Here is a 17,610-nt window from a genome sequence, read left to right as displayed (position 1 = left end):
GACTGCAAGACAGACAAGTCGAGCAGAGACGAAAGTCGGCCATAGTGATCCGGTGGTTCCATGTGGACGGGCCATCGCTCAACGGATAAAAGGTACGCCGGGGATAACAGGCTGATGACTCCCAAGAGTCCATATCGACGGAGTCGTTTGGCACCTCGATGTCGGCTCATCACATCCTGGGGCTGGAGCAGGTCCCAAGGGTTCGGCTGTTCGCCGATTAAAGTGGTACGTGAGCTGGGTTTAGAACGTCGTGAGACAGTTCGGTCCCTATCTGCCGTGGGTGTCGGAGTTTTGCGAGGATCTGTCCCTAGTACGAGAGGACCGGGATGGACATACCTCTGGTGCACCGGTTGTCACGCCAGTGGCATGGCCGGGTAGCTAAGTATGGACGGGATAACCGCTGAAAGCATCTAAGCGGGAAACCCACCTCTAAACCAGAACTCCCTTGAGAGCCGTGACAGACCATCACGTCGATAGGAGGCATGTGGACGGGCGGCAACGCCTGAAGCTGAGCCTTACTAATCGCTCGATCGGCTTGATCCTTCCCAGCCGGCGGCCCGCGCGCAGCGGCAAGCCCTGGGCGCACGAGCCAACACCGCAAAGAACAAGAACGCATACGTCCTCGCTTAACGAAACCTGCCGTCCAGTCCGGATGGTTCGCGTGTGCCTTGGTGACCTGGTGGTCATGGCGAGGCTCCCAACACCCGATCCCATTCCGAACTCGGCCGTGAAACGCCTCAGCGCCGATGGTACTGCGTCTTAAGACGTGGGAGAGTAGGTCGCCGCCAGGTCACCACGGCACACGCCACACCACACCGGATGTGGACGCAGCAGGGCTCAAACACACTTGACAATCGTCGCACACCGTCCCTTCCCAAGGAACACCCGCGGGGTGGAGCAGCCCGGTAGCTCGTCAGGCTCATAACCTGAAGGTCGCAGGTTCAAATCCTGCCCCCGCAACCAACTTCGGTCGACAGCCCGTCTCGCAAGAGACGGGCTTTTGGCGTTTGGGGGCCGCCTCGGCGCACGCCTCCAGGATCGCCAGCAGGTCGCCATGAAGCTGCTCCTCCAGCCCGGCGCCCGAAGGGCAGGGGGACAGCACGACGCGGTCGACCATGGACCGGATCATCTCCATAGCCGCCATCCCCTCGTCGCCATCGCCGAGCACGGACTCGAGCTCCGCGATCTTCCGCCGGTACAGCGTAAGCATCCGGTGAGCGCCGCGGTCAGGCCGGCTTCCAGTTCCAGGGCAGCAGTTCGTGCAGGCGGGTTTGGGGGATGTCGTTGATGCGTGCCAGCACGTCGGCGAGCCACGCCTGGGGATCGATGTCGTTGAGCTTGGCCGTGGTGATCAGGCCGTACATGATGGCGGCCCGGTGGCCGCCGCGATCGGAGCCGCAGAACAGCCACGCCTTTCTGCCCAAGGCAATCCCGCGCAGGCCGCGTTCGGCGGCGTTGTTCGTCAGGCACAGCCGGCCATCGCCGAGGAAGCGGGTGAAGCCGTCCCAACGGGTCAGCATGTAGTCCATCGCCTTGGCCACGGGGGCATGGCGGGAGAGCCGGGCACGCTCCATCCGCATCCAGCCCTCCAGCGCGGCTACCAGGGCGATGCCGTGCTCCTGGCGGGCCGCCCGCCGCTCGGCCGCCGGCTTGCCGTTCAAGGCGCGCTCGAGATCGAAGAGGGCGTCGATGCGCCTCACGGCCTCCAGCGCCAGCGGTGAGATCGGCGGGGCGTCCTTGCCGCGTCTGGTGTTCGCGGCGATGTCGGCCAACTTGAAGAAGCCGCGCCGGGCATGCGCCCAGCACAGCGCGGCATGGATCGGCCCCGGCCGACGGTCGGGCTCGTACAGCCGGTTGTAGCCGGCGAACGCATCGGCCTGCAGCCAGCCGGTGAAGCCGGCCAAGTGCTGTTCGGGATGCTCGCCCTTACGGTCGCGCGAATAGTGAAACAGCGCCGCCGGTGGGGCTTGGCCGGCGAACGGCCGGTCATCGCGCACATACACCCACAGCCGCCCGGTGTCGGTCTTGCCCTTGGCCAGCACGGGCACCGGCGTGTCGTCTCCATGCAGCCGCCCGGCCGCCATCACATGCGCCGCGATCAGGTCGTGCAGCGGCTTCAGCACCGCGGCGGCGGTGCCCACCTGGTCGGCCAGGGTGGACAGGCTGAGCGGCACGCCCTCGCGCGCGAAGCGTTCGGCTTGCCGGTTCAGCGGCTGATGCTGGCCGAACTTCTCGAACAGAACGGTGGCCAGCAGGTTGGGGCCGGCCCAGCCCCGCGGGGTGGCGTGGAACGGCGCCGGCGGCTGGCTGATCGTCTCGCAGGCCCGGCAGGAGAACCGCTCCCGCACTGTCTGGATCACCTTCCACTGGCGCGGGATCACCTCCAGCGTCTCGGTGATCGTCTCGCCCAGCTTGCACAGCTTGTCCGAGCCGCAGCACGGGCAACTCGCCGGGGCCGGCACAACGACGCGCTCACGCGGCAGGTGGTCGGGAAAGGGCTGGCGCGATGGCCGTTTGCGGGTGAAGGCCGTCACCGCGGTGGTTTTGGCGGCGGCCTGCTCGGCCGCCAGTTCGTCCTCGCTGGCCGTTGCTTCCAGCTCTTCGAGCTGGAACTCCAACTGGTCCAGCAGGCGCGCCTTGCGCTCGGAGCGCGTGCCGTAGAGTTCGCGCCGGAGCTTCTCGATTTCCAGCTTCAGGCTGGCGATCAGCGCCTCGGTGTTCGACGCCATCGCCCTGGCCCGGGCCGCTTCGGCTTCCGCCGCGTCCGCCCGTGCCTCGGCCTGCGCCAAGGCGGCGCGCAAGCGGGCGATGTCGTCGGGCAGGGTGGCGGTCATGGAGCCAGTTTACCTGGGATCGCGCCGTCGAACCGCCGCAATCCCCCCTGAACCGGTCCGTCGATTCACCGTGTCGCAGTCACCCCGCGGTCTCGGGGCGCCAAGTCTTCTGCGGATTGCGCCAGTCGATGCCTTCGAGCAGATAGCCCATCTGCCCGACCGAGATCGATACCGCGCCGTCCGCCGGCGTGGGCCAGATGAAACGGCCCCGCTCCAGCCTCTTCATGAACAGGCAACTGCCCTGGCCGTCATGCCAGATGATCTTCACCAGATCGCCGCGGCGTCCGCGGAAGATGAAGAGATGGCCGCTGTGCGGGTCTTGGGCGAAGCGTTCCTGCACCAGCAACGCCAAGCTCGCCCAGCCCTTGCGCATGTCGGTGTGCCCGGTGGCCAGCCAGACCCGCACCCCGCTCGGCACCGGGATCATGCCAGGGCACCGATGACAGCCGCCGCCAAAGCCGGGTCGACCGGCCCTTCCAGACGCAGGCGTGCCCCGCTGGGCAAGATGACCTCGAGGACCGCCGGGCGCGTGGCCGGCGTCACCGGAGGCGGCAATGGCCCAGGAGACTCCGCGACCGGTCGTTCCGTTATGGTCGGCTCCGGCGTGATGGTCACCGCGACGAAGCTGGACGGTTCGGCCACGGCGCTCCCTGTGGCCTTCATCAGCCCCCGCCAGCGGTACAGCAGGCTTTCGTGCACGCCCAGCCGGCGGGCCGCGTCCGTCACCACCACGCCGGGGCGGAACGCCTCCTCGACCATCCGCACCTTCTCCGCCGGCGTGTAATTCCGCCGCCGCTCCGTTCCCGTCAGAACCTCGACCCGCTGATAAGCCATGACGTTTGCAACTCGTTTGCGTCCGCGCGATGACGCGCCACACAAACCTCAGACGCCAACCCCTACTTTGCCAAGGCGGCGCTCACCGGAGGCGTACGGTACAGCTCCGGCAGGTTGGCCGGCAGCAGCATCTCCGGCGCCTCCGTGCCCAGGGCGTCGATCTCGGCGGCGAGCGTGGCACGCTCGGCCTCCAGGGCGGACAGCCGCTCCTTCAGGGACGGGCTGTACAACCCGTCCTCCACCGCCTTCAAGATCGACGCGATCTTCCGGTCGATGCCGACGAGCGGCTGCCCGCTGTGAATCCTATGTCTGTGTCAGTGCACTAGTGCACTGACACAGACATAGGATTCATAACGAGCCGCCGACGTGCGATTCTGTCGGCATGGCCCAGACCGTCAGTGTCATCGTCGGAGCAGAGGATCGCGCGCGCTTGGCCGCGCTCCTTGGCGACCGCAACCGCCCACTCAAGCATGTCCAGCGGGCGAACATCATCGTGCTCTCGGCCGAGCGGCTGCCTGTGCAGGAGGTGGCGCGCCGGGCCGGTGTCAGCCGCCCAGCGGTATGGCGCTGGCAGGTGCGCTATGCCGAACAAGGCGTCGATGGCTTGCTGCGCGACAAGACGCGCAAGCCCGGCCGGGCACCGCTGCCGACTACGACGGTGGCCAAGGTGCTGGCGCTGACCTGTTCGGAACCGCCTGGCGCCGTCACCCACTAGACGGGCCGGGCGATGGCCAAAACGGTCGGCATCAGCCTGCGCGCCGTGCAACGCATCTGGGAGGCCAACCGCCTTCAGCCGCATCGCCTGCGCACCTTCAAGCGCTCCAGCGATCCGGCCTTCGCGGCCAAGGTCGAGGACATTGTCGGCCTCTACATGGACCCGCCCTGCCACGCGGTGGTGCTGTCCATCGACGAGAAGAGCCAGATCCAGGCGCTCGACCGCACCCAGCCCGGCTTGCCGCTGAAGCCCGGCAAGTGCGGGACGATGACGCACGACTACAAGCGCAACGGCACCACCACGCTGTTCGCCGCGCTGAACACGCTGGACGGTACCGTGGTCGGGCGCTGCATGCCCAAGCACACCCACAAGGAGTTCATCAAGTTCCTCGCCGCCGTCGAGCGCGCTGTCCCGGCGGGCAAGGTGATCCACGCCATCGTCGATAACTACGCCACCCACACGCACCCGAAGGTGCTGGCTTGGCTGGCTGATCATCCCCGCTGGGTGTTCCATTTCACGCCCAAATCGGCCTCCTGGATCAACGCCGTCGAGGGCTTCTTCTCGATCATCACCCGCCGAAGCATCCGACGCGGCGTCTTCAAGTCCGTGGCCGATCTCCAGGACGCCATCGCCCGCTACATCCGCGCGCACAACAAGGCCGCCAAGCCCTTCGTCTGGACCAAGCCCGCCGACGCCATCTTCGCAAAACTCGACAGGCTGCCTGCACCTTCTGAATGAGTCAGTGCACTAAAGCGGATTGTCGCTGAGTATAGACGGAATTTTGGCTGGCCTGAGCGGTTGGAGGAAGACACCGCTGAAGGACCGCGCGCCATGGGCCAGCCATATTCCGCCGATCTGCGCGAACGGGTTCTGCTGGCTTATGAGCGCCACGAGGGCGGCCCCGAGTTGCTGGCGCGGCGCTTCCAGATCAGCCGAGCCTGCGCGTACAACTGGGTGCGGGCCGCGCGCCTTGAGGGGCGGCGGGTCGCCAAGCCCCATGCCGGCGGCGTACCAGCCAAACTGGACGCGGAGGGCGTGAGCGTGCTGCGGGCCTTGGTGCGGGAGGATAATGACGCGACACTGGCACAGTACCGCGACCGGTTGGCCGCACGCACCGGCATCGCGCTGAGCCCGGCGGTGGTGTGCCGCACCTTGAAGCGGCTGGGGTTGGCGCGCAAAAAAAGACGCTGAGGGCCAGCGAGCAAGAGCGCATGGATATCGCCGCGGAACGCGCGGCCTACCGGGACGATGCGGTGGTCCACGAACCGGCGCGTTTGGTTTTCCTCGATGAAACCGGCATCAACACCCAGATGACGCCCACCCAGGCCCGGGCGCCGCGCGGCCAGCGGGCGCTCGGGTCCGTGCCCTGTGGGTCGTGGCACCGCGTCACGGTGCTCGGGGCGTTGAGCGCCGAAGGCATGCTGGCCGCCATGAGCATCGAGGCGTCTACCTCCTCGGCCGTGTTTCTCGCCTTTGTCGAGCAGGTGCTCTTGCCCGTGCTCCGGCGCGACAAACCCGGCGCCGTGGTCGTGATGGACAACCTTTCCGCTCACAAGCGGGCCGATATCCTCGCCGCCTTTGAGACCGCAGGGATCCGTGTCCGCTTCCTCCCGCGCTACTCGCCCGACCTGTCGCCCATCGAGCCCGGCTGGGCCAAGCTCAAAGGAATCCTGCGCGCCAAGGAAGCCCGCACCGTCGAGGCCCTCAACGAGGAACTCGGCCCAGCCCTCAATGCGATCACCGCCACCGACGCCAAAGCGTGGTTCAAGCTATGCGGCTACCCGAATCTAAACTGAGCCGAAATCCGCTTTAGCTGTAACAGATCGCCCGGGGGAGCGCCGCTGTCGACCTGAGCGCCACCCGGCAACACCGGCGCACCTTTCTCCAGAAAGGCAATCTGCCGCTCCAGGGGCCGCGGTCAGCGATCCGGTGTCGAAATCGAACGCAGAATCGCACCCGCACGCAGGCGGTCCGCCCGGTCCACTGGGTTGCGCGAGGTGAGTTCTTGGAGCAGCGGCCGCGCCGAAATCATGGCCACTACGCCCGATGCGACGGTCTGCAACTCCCGAATCGAGGCATCGCATACGGCTTCAGCCGTCTTGGCGTCAATCCCGAACCGCATCGCCGCTTCGGCGACGTCGTTCTGCGCAACCCGTTGCAGGACCATGAGGTAATGAAGATTGAGTTCGTAGATGTCTTGCTGGAAATCGATTGCCATCGCCGCACTCGCAATGTCCACCTGTCTTGGGGAGTGGCAACATGTCTTAACGTGCCATCCCAAATCTTACAAGCCGGTCGCCCGAAAGCGCCGTCCAAATTGTCGCAGATAAGCCGCTTCACAGGATCCATCCCGCAATGGACGAATATGTGAGTTCATTTCAATATAATTTGCCGTTGTAATTATGTTTACCAGATAGTAACCAACGCAGGAGGGTCATGAATTTTTAAGATATACCCGCCTTACGCTGCTGTTCACAATCAGGCTGTCTTTACAGGGATATCAGTCTCCAATAAGCTGCCGGCTAATCGTTGTCAGGTTTCATCTCGGGTGGTCGGTGGTTTTCATGGCCCGTTTTTTTACTCCCTCCCGAGTTCTTCCGGAACCGGTGGACGGTGCAGCCGTCATGTGCAGCGACTGCGGCGCGTGGGGTATCCGCCGGATCGACGGCGACGAGTTGATGGAACGGCTGCTGGCGGACTGGCCGGTGGCCGGCTCGGTCCTCGCCGGTGTGATGCCTCTGATGCCATCCCCCGAGCTGGGTGATCTCTGCCGTCAGCGAGCGCTCGCGGCCTATGCCGCGGTGCTTGAGGACGAGGACTGGTATCGCCTTCTGGCTTTCATCGACGCCATCGTCGATTGCGCGACGGACCAGTTGAAGCCCACCGGTCAGGTCGCGGCGGTCCCCGCCCTGATGGCAAGAGTCCTGCCGGTCCGGGTGCAGTTGATGCTGAACGAGACCCGCGCCCGTAAGCGGAGCCTCGCAGCGGCGACGTGACGAGAGCCACCCAGCGGAAAATGTCCCACCGGTGAGTCGCGGTGCGAGTGCGCGTATGGCTCGAGGCCTTTCCGGAAATCGCGTGTTTAGGACATGGTAGCGCGCTGGGCGGCTGCGGCATGTAAATATGTCGCACCCTGGCACACACAGTTAACGCAATTATTCGCATGATCTGCAATTTCGGGGTGTCGGGCGGTGATCCCGGCCTGATCGCCCTGTCATTTCGTTTAGAGCCTTCGGCCATAGGACGAAAATCCTTTCACGAAAATTTGCGCAATTGATCTGCATCAATTGTGATGCATTTTTCACGCAGTTGCGTGGCCGATGATATTTCGGTAACCAAATGGACATCGACCGCTGTATGCGGAGATCAAGTCATCGAAGATGTTCGAAACCTATACGGGGAATAAAGGCATGCGCACTCTCTTTGCATCTTTGATCGCGAACGAAGACGGCGTGACCGCGATCGAGTATGGCGTGCTGGCTGCACTGGTGGCTTTCGCCGCGACGGCGGGCTTCACTTCGCTCGGCAGCGCCATCAACCAGAAATTCGCGGATATTGCGACCAAGCTCACCGGAACGGCGATCGTCAGTCCGTAATGAGGTGAGATCGTCTCCCCGTTCAGGCGGCTGCCGGGCGCATCCGGTGTCTGGCAGCTGCTGTGCGGAGGACTTCGACAAGGCTCAAAACGATCGGTTCGGAGCCAGCAGCGATGAAGACGCTTCTTTCCGGCGGTGCGGCCATGTTGTTCATGGCGGCGGCCATCTCCGATTTCCGAACCCGGATCATTCCGAACTGGATACCGGCCTTTCTGGGCCTGCTGTTCGCCGCGGCGGCCATCGTCGATCCGTCAGCGTACCCGCCCTTGTCGTCGGTGGCCGGCGCCGTCCTCGTCTTCGTTCCCCTGCTGATCCTCTTCGCGGGGGGGAAGATGGGCGGTGGCGACGTCAAGCTGCTGACGGCGGCGGCGCTGTGGTCCGGTTGGGAGCAGCTTCCCGCGCTGCTGCTCGTCACGGTGTTGGCGGGCGGCGTTCTGGCGATTGTGGCGTTGGCGCGCGTCGCGGCACGGCGAGCCGCCGACACCCTGGCCCTCTTCTTCCCCTGTTCGGCAACGGCCAAGACCAGGCTGTGGCTGGAAACGCTGCTGCGAACCCGCAACGTCGATGCTCTTCCGTTCGGCGAGGCCGGCCTGCCTTACGGCATCGCCATCGCGGCGGGTGGCCTGTCCATCCTGTACCCCTTCGGCTCCACCGGGATGTGACGCATGGCTCCGCGCACCATTCTCCTTTCCCTCGCCGCCCTTGCGCTGCTCGGCAGCGGGGCGATCCTGATGGCCCTTCCCGGCACCCAGCCGCCACCTGCCGCGGCGGTACCCGCTCCCCCGGCGCTGGCGAAGCTGCGGGTCGCCGCGCACGATCTGGCGCCCGGCACCTTCATCCAGGACTCCGACGTGCGCTGGCAGGATTGGCCGCAAAGCGCCGTGCTGGAAGAGCATGTCCTGTTCGGCAGCGACAAGGACCCGAGCATCGGCGCCATGGTCCGCCACCGCATCGCCGCCGGGGAGCCGTTGATGCGCTCCCGCCTGATCGCTCCCGGCGAGCGCGGCTTCCTGGCCGCCGTCTTGTCACCGGGCATGCGCGCGATCTCCGTCGCGGTAACCGAGGTGTCGGGTGCCGCCGGCCTGATCTCTCCCGGAGACTTGGTGGACCTGATCCTGACGCAGGCCCTGCCCAACGAACAGGACAATCCGGCCCGCCGGCTGGTCGGCGAAACGGTCCTGGAGAGGGTGCGCGTCATCGCCGTCGACCAGCGGGTCGAGGAGGCCGCCAAGGATCACAACAGCTCCGGGAACGCTCGCAAGGTGGCCACCACCGTGACTCTGGAGGTCGGCGCCCGGCAGGCTGAAAAGGTCGCCGTCGCCGCGGAACTCGGCCACCTCACGCTCAGCCTGCACAGCATCGCCCCGGCGGGCGAGGCGGTCGCGCCGACGGCGACCGAGCCGGTCTGGGCGTCGGACGTGTCGGCCGCGCTCACCGGCCATAGTGGCGACCGCAAGACCAACGAACGCCCCCGCCTCGCCGTCATCCGTGGCACCGAACTCGTCCGGCAATCCTTCTGACGCCAACCCGCTGCCCCAGGAAACCCACCATGCCCCTGCCAGCTCCGTGCGAGCCGGTTCGCACGGCCAAACTCCTCCTCCTTTGCCTGTCCGCTCTTGTGGGTGGTTTCCTCCTCGCTCCACGGATCGCGGCGGCCGAGGGGAACACTGCGGAACGCGCGACGCACAGCGCCATGGAACTGGCGGTCGGCAGCGGCACCCTGGTCCGTCTGGGCGAACCCGCCACGAGCCTTTTCATCGCCAGCCCGGACATCGCCGACATCCAGTCGCCGACGGAGCGCAGCGTTTTCGTCGTCGCCAAGAAGGCCGGACGGACGACGCTCTACGCGCTGGGGGCCGGAGACAAACTGCTGGTGCAGCGCGACATCGTGGTGGTTCACAACACCGCGCAGTTCACCGAGCAGCTGCGGGCGGAATTCCCCGCCTACCGCGTCTCCCTCACCTCGTCGCCGGGCCGGCTGGTCGTCGGCGGCGCCGTCTCCACACCGCAGGACGCCGAGGCGATCATGGCGCTGGCCAAGGGCTATGTCGGACAGGGCGAGACGGTGGTCAACCAGCTCAAGGTCACGGTTCCCACTCAGGTCCATCTGCGCGTCCGCGTTGCGGAGATGGCGCGCAACACGGACAACCAGTTCGGCATCCACTGGGATTCCCTGCTCAATCCCGGCGCCTTCGCCTTCCGCCTGATCACCGGGCGGGATTTCATGAAGTTCGACACCAACTACGGCCGAGACGTCTTCCAGCGGTCGGCGGAGAACGCGGGCTCCCTGATCTCCAACTATTCAAACAACCGCGTGAACCTGACGGCCGTCATCGACGCGCTGGACGCCGAGGGCATGGTGACCATCCTGGCCGAGCCGAACCTCACCGCGGCGTCCGGCCAGACGGCGAGCTTCCTCGCCGGCGGCGAGTTCCCGATTCCGGTCGCCGAGGAGAACAACCGCGTTTCCGTCGTCTTCAAGCAGTTCGGCATCGGGCTCAACTTCACGCCGACGGTGCTGTCGCCCGAACGCATCAGCCTGACCGTCCGCCCGGAAGTCAGCGAGCTGTCGGAAGCCGGTGCCGTTACCATCGGCTCCATCCAGATTCCCGGACTTTCGGTGCGCCGGGTGGAGACCACGGTGGAACTGGGCAGCGGGGAAAGCTTCGCCATCGCCGGCCTGTTGCAGAACAACATCCGCGACGCGGTCACCAAATTCCCGCTGCTCGGCGATTTGCCGGTGCTCGGCCCGCTCTTCTCCTCCACCCGCTTCCGCAAGAACGAGAGCGAGCTGGTGGTGATCGTCACCCCCTATCTGGTCAATCCGGCGGGGCCCGGCGCGCTGCAAACCCCGCTCGACGGTCTGCGCCCGACCAGCGAGCTGGAACGCCTGTTTGCCCGCCGCCTTGCCAAGGAAACCCCCGCCCCCGGATCGGGTGGTCCGGTCGGTCCCGGCGGTGCCCGGCTGAACGGTGCCGCTGGCTTCATCTATTGAGGAGACGGGCCATGAATGACCATTTCCCGCAACGCCCGCTTCGTCAAGCCGTCCTTCTGGCGCTGACCCTGCTGGCCGGCGCCTGCACACCGGTGGAAGCGTTGTGGACACCGGCCGACACGCCCCGCGACGTGACGGTTGAGCGTGCCGAGAGCGCCGCCTGGTTGCCGGCCACCCGCAACCGGCTGGCTCCCGCCGACACGGCGCAACTGCGCCGGCTGATCGAGGATCTGGGGGAGCCGCCGCGGACCCGCGTGACCATCGCGCTGCCCGCCGGCGCCGAGCAGCATCAGGCGGTTCCGGTGGTTCGCGCGCTTGCCGGCTTCGGTGTCGATCCCGCGAACATTACCGTCGCCCGACAGCCGGGCGGCGACGCCGGTCCGGTCCGCGGCATCGCCGTAACGGCGGAGCTCTACGCCGCCGTTCCGCCGCATTGCCCGGACTGGCGCCGCACCGTGATGGACGACAACAGCTTCCGGCCATCCAGCAACTTCGGCTGCGCCAACGCCAACAATCTCGCCGTCATGCTGGCCGATCCGGGCGACCTCGTGGCGCCACGCCGGATGGGGCCGGCCGACGGGGCGGCGCAGGAAGCTGCGGTCGACCGCTACAAAGCCAACAAGGTCACCCCGCTGAAAGCCTCCAGCACGGTGCTCAGCGGCGCTTCACAGCAGTAGGAGGAGGCCGATGTCGATCTTCGCCCGCGCATCCGCCGAGACCGGCGCCTCCCGGAACCCGGAACTGGTCGCCTTCGTCACCGAGCCGGACACCGAACGGACCATTCGTGATCTGGTGGACGAGGAGGTGATGACCTTCACGGTCGTCCGCCGCGGCACCGTCCAGGACGCCATCGGCCATCTGCGCACGTCACCGTCGCCCAAGCTTCTGATCGTCGACATAAGCGATTCCGCCATGCCGATGTCCGACATCGAGGCTCTGGCCGATGTCTGCGAGCCGAGCGTGACCGTCATCGTGCTTGGCGAGAGCAACGACATCGGCCTGTTCCGCGACCTCATGAACGCGGGCGTGGCCGACTATGTCGCCAAGCCGATCACCACGGAGCTGTTGCGGCGGACCATCGCCATGCGGTCCGGCCCGGCCGCGGTGAAGCCGCGCAGCCGCACCGGCAAGGTGATCGCGGTCACCGGCGCGCGGGGCGGGGTGGGGGGCTCCACCCTTCTGGTCAACCTCGGTTGGCTGCTTTCCCACCGGTCTGGCCGCAAGGTGGCGCTGGTCGACCTCGATTTGCAGGCGAGCAGCCTGTCCCTGATGCTGGGCGCGGAGCCCGGCGGCGGGCTGTCCGAAGCGTTGCAGAACATCGACCGCGTCGACGACCTGTTCCTCGACCGCATCATGCAGCGGTGCAGCGACCGGCTGTTCCTGCTCACCGGGCATGAGGAGCTGGAGGACGAACCGTCGCTCGCCGCCTCCGCGATCCAGCGGGTTGCCACCTTGCTGACGCAGCGCTTCCACTACGTCATGCTGGACGTGCCGCGGCGCTACGGCCCGCTCTATCAGCATTTCCTCAGCCTCGCCCATGTCCGCATCATCATCGCCGACCCCACGCTGCCTTCGGTGCGGGAGACGGTGCGCGTCCTGCGGATGACCGGACGCGACGATATCGGCAAACGCGCGCTGGTCATCCTGAACCACCGATGTCCGCCGGCCAAGGGCATCGTCTCGCGCGATGAATTCGAGAAGGCGATCGGCCGGCGCATCGACTACGAGATCCCCTTCGACCGCAAGGCGCTTGCCGCCGAGAATGGCGGTATTCCGCTGGCTACCGAGCATGGCGCGATCACCGACATGCTGCTCGACGTCTCCAACGACCTGTCGGGCAAGCGGTCGATGATCCCGAATTCCTTCAAGCGCATGTTCTGGAGTTGAGCCCATGTTCGGACGCAAGATCGCCGAAGCCGTGCCGGATATCCTGTCCCATCAGCTGGTGGGGCTGATTCCGCCGGGTGCCCCTCCCTGTGCACCGGCGCGCATCTCCGGAAGCCGCGTCGCGGCGGAGGACTCCCGCAGCGCCGACGTCCTTCCGCGCATCCGTGAGCGCGTGCTGGAGAAATTGCAGAACCCGGTCGCCGGCATGGCCGGACGCGACTCCCTGCGCCGCGAGTTGACCGGACTGGTCGGCGATATCTGCTCCACGGAGCGCATCCCGATCAGTGCCATCGACCAGGATCGGGTGATCGACATGCTTCTCGACGACATGCTCGGCATCGGCCCCATCGAGCCGCTGCTTGCCGACGACGGCGTGACCGACATTCTGGTCAACGGCTGCAACCAGATTTATGTCGAACGCCGAGGCAAGCTGGAACTGACCGGCCTGCGGTTCCGCGACGACGCCCACGTCATCAACGTCGCTCAGCGCATCGCCAGTTCGGTGGGGCGGCGCGTGGACGAATCAAGCCCGATGGTCGATGCCCGGCTGCAGGACGGCAGCCGCGTCAACGTCATCCTGCCACCGCTGGCGCTTGACGGTCCCAGCATCTCCATCCGGAAATTCAACCGCCGGCGCGTCGCCATCGCCGACATGGTGTTGCAAGGGAACCTGTCCGCCCCGCTCGGCCGCATGCTGGAGGTCGCGACCGCTTGCCGGCTGAACGTGCTGGTCTCCGGCGGCACGGGCAGCGGCAAGACGACGCTGCTCAACGCGCTGTCCCGCGTCATCGATCCTGCCGAACGAATCGTCACTATTGAGGACGCGGCGGAACTGCAGCTCCAGCAGCCGCATGTCGTCCGCCTGGAGACCCGCCCGGCCAGCATCGAGGGCACCGGCGAGATCACGCAGCGCGACCTCGTCAAGAACGCGCTGCGCATGCGCCCCGACCGCATCATCATCGGCGAGGTGCGCGGCGGCGAGGCGTTCGACCTGCTCCAGGCGATGAACACCGGCCATGACGGGTCGATGTCGACGATCCACGCGAACCGTCCGCGCGACGCGCTCAGCCGTCTGGAAAGCATGGTCATGATGGCCAACGGCAACCTGCCGCTCCAGACGATCCGGGCCCAGATCGCCAGCGCGGTGAACCTGATCGTGCAGGTGGAGCGCATGCGCGACGGCGTGCGCCGCATCCAGCAGGTGGTGGAGGTGGTCGGCATGGAAGGCGACGTCATCACCACCCAGGAACTCTTCACTTTTGTGCAAGGCGGCGGCGGCGAGGCGGTGACGGGCCGTTTCGAGACCAGCGGCGTGCGCCCGCAATTCAGCGTGCGCGCCGCCTATTACGGACTGGAAGACACGTTGCTCGCCGCGATGAGGTGACCGCCATGACCGGGTCCTTCCCCCTCTTCGCCATCGGGCTGCTGTTGCTGGGCTCGGGCATGCTCGTCACGCTTCTGTTGCTGCGTGGCCTGTCCGGCGGCGGTGCGGCGGCGCGGCGGCAGCGGCGTTTGGCGGCGGCCATCGGCGATGTGCCGCAGATGTGGCGGGAGCGCCAGGCGCTGAGCGCGGCCCGAGAGGAATTGCGGACCGAGAAGATCGTGCCATGGTGGCGTCGGGCCATTCCCTGGTCGGAGCGTCTTGAGTTCCGCATGGCACCGGCCGGCGGACAGCGGCCATTGCTTGGTGCGGCTGCGGTCGCGCTGGGCGTGGCGGTTGCCGGGTTCCTGCTGCTGACGCAGGTTTTCAATATCTCCGTTTTGGTCGCGTTGGCGCTGGCAGCGGCGGCGGCTCCGGTCGCCGGGCGGATGACCGTGCACAGCCTCGTCGCCCGACGCCGCCGGGAGTTCCTGGAAGGGCTGCCCGACGCCATCGACCTGATCGTGCGTAGCGTGCGCGCCGGCATTCCGGTGACCGCGGCGATGACGCTGGTCGGGCAGGAGGTGCAGGAACCGGTGCGTGGCGAGTTCAAGCGCCTGTCCGACTCCGTCGCCATCGGCATCGACCTGAAGGAAGCGCTGGACCGCACGGCAGAGCGCGTTCGCCTGCCTGACTTCGACTTCTTCGTCATCTGCCTGATGATCCAGAGGGAGACCGGCGGGCAGCTGGCCGAGACTCTGCAGAACCTCAGCGACATCCTGCGCCGCCGCAAGGATCTGCGGCGCAAGCAGCGGGCGCTGACCGCGGAGGGGCGGGTTTCCGCCAAGATCGTCGCCGCCATCCCGTTCGTCGCCGGCTTCGGGCTCTTTGTCCTGAATCCGAATTACGCGCGGAAGCTGATCGACGACCCGACCGGCAACCGGATGCTCCTCGCCGCCAGCGTTGCGCTCGGCCTTGGCCTGCTCGTCATCGCCCGCATGACCCGGAGTCCGGAATGACCGCTCTGTCCGCATTGCAGTGTCTGGTCCTGTCCGGCGGGCTCGTCCTAACGGCGGTCCTGCTGGCGCTCGCCGCCGTCGTCGACCGCGAACGGGATCGCTTCCGCGCCCGTCTTCTCGGCGTCGTCCGGCAGGCATCGGAACAGAGGGCAATGAGCCGGAACAGTACGGCTGCGGCGGTGAAGCCGCTGCGCTTGTCCGGCATCGCACTGCTGCGGCGGGTCATGCTGCTGTCCGCCCGCCTGCCGCTGGTCAGAAAGAAGGACCAGGAGGACATCCGCCGGCTGCTCGTCCGCGCCGGCATCCGCGGGAAGGAAAGCGTGGCGCTCTTCGTCGCGGCGAAACTGCTCGGCTTCGGGGTGGGGGCGCTGCTCGCCGGGAGCGTGCAACTGGTCCTGCAAACAGAGATCGCACCGATGATGGCGCTGGCCGCGACGGTCTTCTCCGGCTTCGTCGGCGGGCTGGTGCCGGAGGCCGCGCTCCAGCGGCGGGGCCGGACAAGGCGCACCGCCATCGAAGCGGCGCTGCCCGATGCTCTGGACCTCCTCATCATCTGCGCCAACGCCGGTTATGGCCTGGACGTTTCGATCCAGCGGGTGGGGCGCGAAATCGCCCGCTTCTTCCCCGATCTGGCCGACGAGCTCGCGGTGACGGCGAACGAGATGCAACTGCTCTCCGACCGCCGCGAAGCGCTCGACAATCTGGTGGAGCGCACGAACGTGCCGGCGATCCGCAGCCTCGTGGTCACGCTGCTCCAGGCGCAACGCTATGGAACACCGTTGACCCAGGCGTTGCGCACGCTGGCCAAGGAAGAACGCAGCGCCCGAATCCTGGCGCTGGAGGAGCGGGCTGCACGCATTCCGGCGCTGATCAGCCTGCCGCTGATGGTCCTCATCATGCCGGCCGTCCTCATCGTCGTGGCCGGGCCGGCATTCATCGACATCATGAAGGGGCTCTGACGAGCATGCGCACCGTCTCCCTGCACTTCGCCATTCTGCTCGCCCTTCCGTTGATGCTGGGCGCCTGCTCCCACCCCTCCGGCCTCGGCCAGTTGGCCGGCATGGCGTCGGCGAAGCCGTCCCTGGAACTGGCGACCGGCCTGCGCATCGCCGAGGCCACGCGCAACGGCGGCGACAATCAGGCGGCGATCACTCTCTACCGCCAGATCGTCGCCGCCCACCCGACCTCGCCGCTGCCGCTGCTCGGTCTTGGCGATGCGCTCTACGAAGGGCGTGCCTTCGACGAGGCGATCGCCGCCTATCAGGCGGCGCTGCGGCTCGACGCCGGCAATCCCGACGCGCAAGTCGGCATCGGCCGCGTCGACCTTGCGCGCAACCTGCCGGGGGAGGCCCTGGCCGCCTTCGACAGGGCCCTCGCCAACGCGCCGCAGCATGCCGCCGCGCTCAACGGCAAGGGCGTCGCGCTCGACCTGATGGGAAAACCGGAGGAGGCCCGCGTCCTGTACCGGCAGGTGCAGGCGCTCCAGCCCGGCAACCGCGGCGCCCGCAACAATCTGGCGCTGTCGATGCTGCTGGCCGGCGACAAGGAGCAGGCCATTCCCCTGTTCCGCGAGCTGAGCGCCGAGCGCTCGGCCGGGCAGCAGCGCATCCGGCAGAACTTGGCCCTGGCGCTCGGTATGTCCGGCCGGATGGATGCTGCGGCGGAGGTCGCGAGGATCGACCTGAGCCCCGAAGCGGTGAGGGAGAACCTCGCCTACTACGCCATGCTGCGGTCGCTCGACAGACAGGCCGACGGCCACGCCGCCATCGCCCGCGCGGTAAACGCGAGCGGCACCTGAGGAGTGGCGCCATGCTGCGCAGAAAATCCCTGGCCGAAGACGCGGCGGGAGTCACCGTGGTGGAATTCGCCCTTGGCGCCCCGATCGTCCTTTTGATCGCGGTGATCGTCATCGAGGTGAGCTTCATGCTTGCGGTGCGGGTGGCGTTGGACATCGGCACGCGCGAGGCGGCACGCGCCGGGCTGACCGGCGCGCCGCCGCCGGCCGGCTCGACGCGCGACCAGCAGCTTCGGAAGATCATGGTCAGCACGACCTTCGGTTTCGTCGACCCGGCGAGGCTCACCGTCAGCCTGCTCGCCTACCAGGACGCCGGCAGCATCGGCAAGCCGGAACCCTACAGCGACATCGACGGCAACGGACGGTGGGATCCCGGGGAGCCCTTCACCGACGTCAACGGGAATGGAATCTGGGATGCAGACCGTGGAGCCGCCGGCGCCGGGACGAGCGGCCAGACGGTCGCCTACCTGGTGCAGTACACGGGGAAGCCGTTGACCGGCCTCGCCGCCAGCCTGCTCGACGACCCGACCTACCACTACGAATCCCGCGTCGTCGTCCGCAACGAACCGTTCTAG

At 66.9% G+C, this 17,610-nt stretch carries 19 protein-coding genes, 1 tRNA gene, 2 rRNA genes and 1 pseudogene (1 of these 23 running past the window's edge); 18 read left to right on the top strand and 5 right to left on the bottom strand.

Features of this window, described 5'->3' with window-relative positions; translation table 11 throughout:
- From D3869_RS25395 to D3869_RS25385, 3 genes are all read left to right on the top strand, one after another.
- Nucleotides 1-543 (top strand): 23S ribosomal RNA (locus D3869_RS25395) (it extends 2,203 nt beyond the left edge of the window).
- 132 nt (nucleotides 544-675) lie between these two features.
- Nucleotides 676-791, top strand: a 5S ribosomal RNA gene (rrf, locus tag D3869_RS25390).
- A 95-nt stretch (nucleotides 792-886) separates the two neighbouring features.
- A tRNA-Met gene (locus D3869_RS25385) sits at nucleotides 887-963 on the top strand.
- 263 nt (nucleotides 964-1,226) lie between these two features.
- Here D3869_RS25385 and tnpC read toward each other — a convergent pair.
- The 4 genes from tnpC to D3869_RS25360 all read right to left on the bottom strand — a co-directional run bounded on the left by tnpC (nucleotide 1,227) and on the right by D3869_RS25360 (nucleotide 3,898).
- Entirely contained in the window at nucleotides 1,227-2,834 is a 1,608-nt protein-coding gene (gene tnpC, locus D3869_RS25375) for an IS66 family transposase (protein ID WP_137142519.1), read from the bottom strand.
- A 79-nt stretch (nucleotides 2,835-2,913) separates the two neighbouring features.
- A complete protein-coding gene (gene tnpB / locus D3869_RS25370; protein WP_137138615.1) occupies nucleotides 2,914-3,261 on the bottom strand; it encodes an IS66 family insertion sequence element accessory protein TnpB in 348 nt (115 codons plus the stop codon).
- Entirely contained in the window at nucleotides 3,258-3,668 is a 411-nt protein-coding gene (tnpA, locus tag D3869_RS25365) for an IS66-like element accessory protein TnpA (protein ID WP_137142518.1), read from the bottom strand. The genes tnpB and tnpA overlap by 4 nt, the downstream gene beginning before the upstream one ends.
- A gap of 62 nt (nucleotides 3,669-3,730) precedes the next feature.
- Nucleotides 3,731-3,898, bottom strand: a complete 168-nt coding sequence (locus tag D3869_RS25360) for a hypothetical protein (protein ID WP_247895968.1) — start codon at nucleotides 3,896-3,898, stop codon at nucleotides 3,731-3,733.
- Nucleotides 3,899-4,050: 152 nt separating this feature from the next.
- Between D3869_RS25360 and D3869_RS25355 the strand changes: the two are divergent.
- The 3 genes and pseudogenes from D3869_RS25355 to D3869_RS25345 all read left to right on the top strand — a co-directional run bounded on the left by D3869_RS25355 (nucleotide 4,051) and on the right by D3869_RS25345 (nucleotide 6,179).
- Nucleotides 4,051-5,121: pseudogene (locus D3869_RS25355) on the top strand (IS630 family transposase).
- A 93-nt stretch (nucleotides 5,122-5,214) separates the two neighbouring features.
- A complete protein-coding gene (locus tag D3869_RS25350) occupies nucleotides 5,215-5,574 on the top strand; it encodes an IS630 transposase-related protein (RefSeq protein ID WP_137140950.1) in 360 nt (119 codons plus the stop codon).
- A 20-nt stretch (nucleotides 5,575-5,594) separates the two neighbouring features.
- A complete protein-coding gene (locus D3869_RS25345; RefSeq protein ID WP_247895652.1) occupies nucleotides 5,595-6,179 on the top strand; it encodes an IS630 family transposase in 585 nt (194 codons plus the stop codon).
- A 122-nt stretch (nucleotides 6,180-6,301) separates the two neighbouring features.
- On the opposite strand, the gene D3869_RS25340 is transcribed toward D3869_RS25345, so the two are convergent.
- Nucleotides 6,302-6,601 carry a flagellar transcriptional regulator FlhD gene (locus D3869_RS25340; protein WP_103039897.1) on the bottom strand — a complete coding sequence of 100 codons (300 nt, stop codon included), beginning with the start codon at nucleotides 6,599-6,601 and terminating at the stop codon, nucleotides 6,302-6,304.
- Nucleotides 6,602-7,007: 406 nt separating this feature from the next.
- Between D3869_RS25340 and D3869_RS25335 the strand changes: the two genes are divergently transcribed.
- The 12 genes from D3869_RS25335 to D3869_RS25280 all read left to right on the top strand — a co-directional run bounded on the left by D3869_RS25335 (nucleotide 7,008) and on the right by D3869_RS25280 (nucleotide 17,610).
- Nucleotides 7,008-7,379, top strand: coding sequence for a hypothetical protein (locus tag D3869_RS25335; protein ID WP_175426605.1), 372 nt, complete (start codon nucleotides 7,008-7,010; stop codon nucleotides 7,377-7,379).
- Nucleotides 7,380-7,763: 384 nt separating this feature from the next.
- Entirely contained in the window at nucleotides 7,764-7,979 is a 216-nt protein-coding gene (locus D3869_RS25330; RefSeq protein ID WP_247895967.1) for a Flp family type IVb pilin, read from the top strand.
- A 113-nt stretch (nucleotides 7,980-8,092) separates the two neighbouring features.
- Nucleotides 8,093-8,641 carry an A24 family peptidase gene (locus tag D3869_RS25325; protein WP_137142516.1) on the top strand — a complete coding sequence of 183 codons (549 nt, stop codon included), beginning with the start codon at nucleotides 8,093-8,095 and terminating at the stop codon, nucleotides 8,639-8,641.
- A gap of 3 nt (nucleotides 8,642-8,644) precedes the next feature.
- On the top strand, nucleotides 8,645-9,499 hold the full coding sequence (cpaB, locus tag D3869_RS25320; RefSeq protein ID WP_137142515.1) for a Flp pilus assembly protein CpaB: 855 nt from the start codon (nucleotides 8,645-8,647) through the stop codon (nucleotides 9,497-9,499).
- Between the two features lie 173 nt (nucleotides 9,500-9,672).
- Nucleotides 9,673-10,974, top strand: coding sequence for a type II and III secretion system protein family protein (locus D3869_RS25315; protein ID WP_175426604.1), 1,302 nt, complete (start codon nucleotides 9,673-9,675; stop codon nucleotides 10,972-10,974).
- A gap of 11 nt (nucleotides 10,975-10,985) precedes the next feature.
- Nucleotides 10,986-11,651, top strand: coding sequence for a CpaD family pilus assembly lipoprotein (locus D3869_RS25310; RefSeq protein ID WP_137142513.1), 666 nt, complete (start codon nucleotides 10,986-10,988; stop codon nucleotides 11,649-11,651).
- A 10-nt stretch (nucleotides 11,652-11,661) separates the two neighbouring features.
- A complete protein-coding gene (locus D3869_RS25305; RefSeq protein ID WP_137142512.1) occupies nucleotides 11,662-12,861 on the top strand; it encodes an AAA family ATPase in 1,200 nt (399 codons plus the stop codon).
- Between the two features lie 4 nt (nucleotides 12,862-12,865).
- Entirely contained in the window at nucleotides 12,866-14,245 is a 1,380-nt protein-coding gene (locus D3869_RS25300; protein WP_137142511.1) for a CpaF family protein, read from the top strand.
- A gap of 5 nt (nucleotides 14,246-14,250) precedes the next feature.
- Nucleotides 14,251-15,240, top strand: a complete 990-nt coding sequence (locus D3869_RS25295; protein ID WP_137142510.1) for a type II secretion system F family protein — start codon at nucleotides 14,251-14,253, stop codon at nucleotides 15,238-15,240.
- Entirely contained in the window at nucleotides 15,237-16,199 is a 963-nt protein-coding gene (locus tag D3869_RS25290) for a type II secretion system F family protein (protein WP_137142509.1), read from the top strand. The genes D3869_RS25295 and D3869_RS25290 overlap by 4 nt, the downstream gene beginning before the upstream one ends.
- Before the next feature lie 5 nt (nucleotides 16,200-16,204).
- The gene (locus D3869_RS25285; protein ID WP_137142508.1) at nucleotides 16,205-17,038 is read left to right on the top strand and encodes a tetratricopeptide repeat protein; all 834 of its coding nucleotides are present in this window, start codon (nucleotides 16,205-16,207) and stop codon (nucleotides 17,036-17,038) included.
- 11 nt (nucleotides 17,039-17,049) lie between these two features.
- Nucleotides 17,050-17,610, top strand: coding sequence for a TadE family protein (locus D3869_RS25280; protein WP_137142507.1), 561 nt, complete (start codon nucleotides 17,050-17,052; stop codon nucleotides 17,608-17,610).

Origin of the sequence: Azospirillum brasilense (genome assembly GCF_005222205.1) — a bacterium.
GTDB lineage: Bacteria > Pseudomonadota > Alphaproteobacteria > Azospirillales > Azospirillaceae > Azospirillum > Azospirillum brasilense_G.
Note: the sequence above shows the minus strand (reverse complement) of the source record. Positions and strands in the feature narration are given on the sequence as shown.

Excerpts from the sequence above, each read along its gene's own strand:
- tnpC (WP_137142519.1), bottom strand. The coding sequence starts at position 2,834 with ATGACCGCCACCCTGCCCGACGACATCGCCCGCTTGCGCGCCGCCTTG.
- tnpB (WP_137138615.1), bottom strand. The coding sequence starts at position 3,261 with ATGATCCCGGTGCCGAGCGGGGTGCGGGTCTGGCTGGCCACCGGGCAC.
- tnpA (WP_137142518.1), bottom strand. The coding sequence starts at position 3,668 with ATGGCTTATCAGCGGGTCGAGGTTCTGACGGGAACGGAGCGGCGGCGG.
- D3869_RS25350 (WP_137140950.1), top strand. The coding sequence starts at position 5,215 with ATGGGCCAGCCATATTCCGCCGATCTGCGCGAACGGGTTCTGCTGGCT.
- D3869_RS25345 (WP_247895652.1), top strand. The coding sequence starts at position 5,595 with ATGGATATCGCCGCGGAACGCGCGGCCTACCGGGACGATGCGGTGGTC.
- D3869_RS25340 (WP_103039897.1), bottom strand. The coding sequence starts at position 6,601 with ATGGCAATCGATTTCCAGCAAGACATCTACGAACTCAATCTTCATTAC.
- D3869_RS25335 (WP_175426605.1), top strand. The coding sequence starts at position 7,008 with ATGTGCAGCGACTGCGGCGCGTGGGGTATCCGCCGGATCGACGGCGAC.
- D3869_RS25330 (WP_247895967.1), top strand. The coding sequence starts at position 7,764 with ATGTTCGAAACCTATACGGGGAATAAAGGCATGCGCACTCTCTTTGCA.
- D3869_RS25325 (WP_137142516.1), top strand. The coding sequence starts at position 8,093 with ATGAAGACGCTTCTTTCCGGCGGTGCGGCCATGTTGTTCATGGCGGCG.
- cpaB (WP_137142515.1), top strand. The coding sequence starts at position 8,645 with ATGGCTCCGCGCACCATTCTCCTTTCCCTCGCCGCCCTTGCGCTGCTC.
- D3869_RS25315 (WP_175426604.1), top strand. The coding sequence starts at position 9,673 with ATGGAACTGGCGGTCGGCAGCGGCACCCTGGTCCGTCTGGGCGAACCC.
- D3869_RS25310 (WP_137142513.1), top strand. The coding sequence starts at position 10,986 with ATGAATGACCATTTCCCGCAACGCCCGCTTCGTCAAGCCGTCCTTCTG.
- D3869_RS25305 (WP_137142512.1), top strand. The coding sequence starts at position 11,662 with ATGTCGATCTTCGCCCGCGCATCCGCCGAGACCGGCGCCTCCCGGAAC.
- D3869_RS25300 (WP_137142511.1), top strand. The coding sequence starts at position 12,866 with ATGTTCGGACGCAAGATCGCCGAAGCCGTGCCGGATATCCTGTCCCAT.
- D3869_RS25295 (WP_137142510.1), top strand. The coding sequence starts at position 14,251 with ATGACCGGGTCCTTCCCCCTCTTCGCCATCGGGCTGCTGTTGCTGGGC.
- D3869_RS25290 (WP_137142509.1), top strand. The coding sequence starts at position 15,237 with ATGACCGCTCTGTCCGCATTGCAGTGTCTGGTCCTGTCCGGCGGGCTC.
- D3869_RS25285 (WP_137142508.1), top strand. The coding sequence starts at position 16,205 with ATGCGCACCGTCTCCCTGCACTTCGCCATTCTGCTCGCCCTTCCGTTG.
- D3869_RS25280 (WP_137142507.1), top strand. The coding sequence starts at position 17,050 with ATGCTGCGCAGAAAATCCCTGGCCGAAGACGCGGCGGGAGTCACCGTG.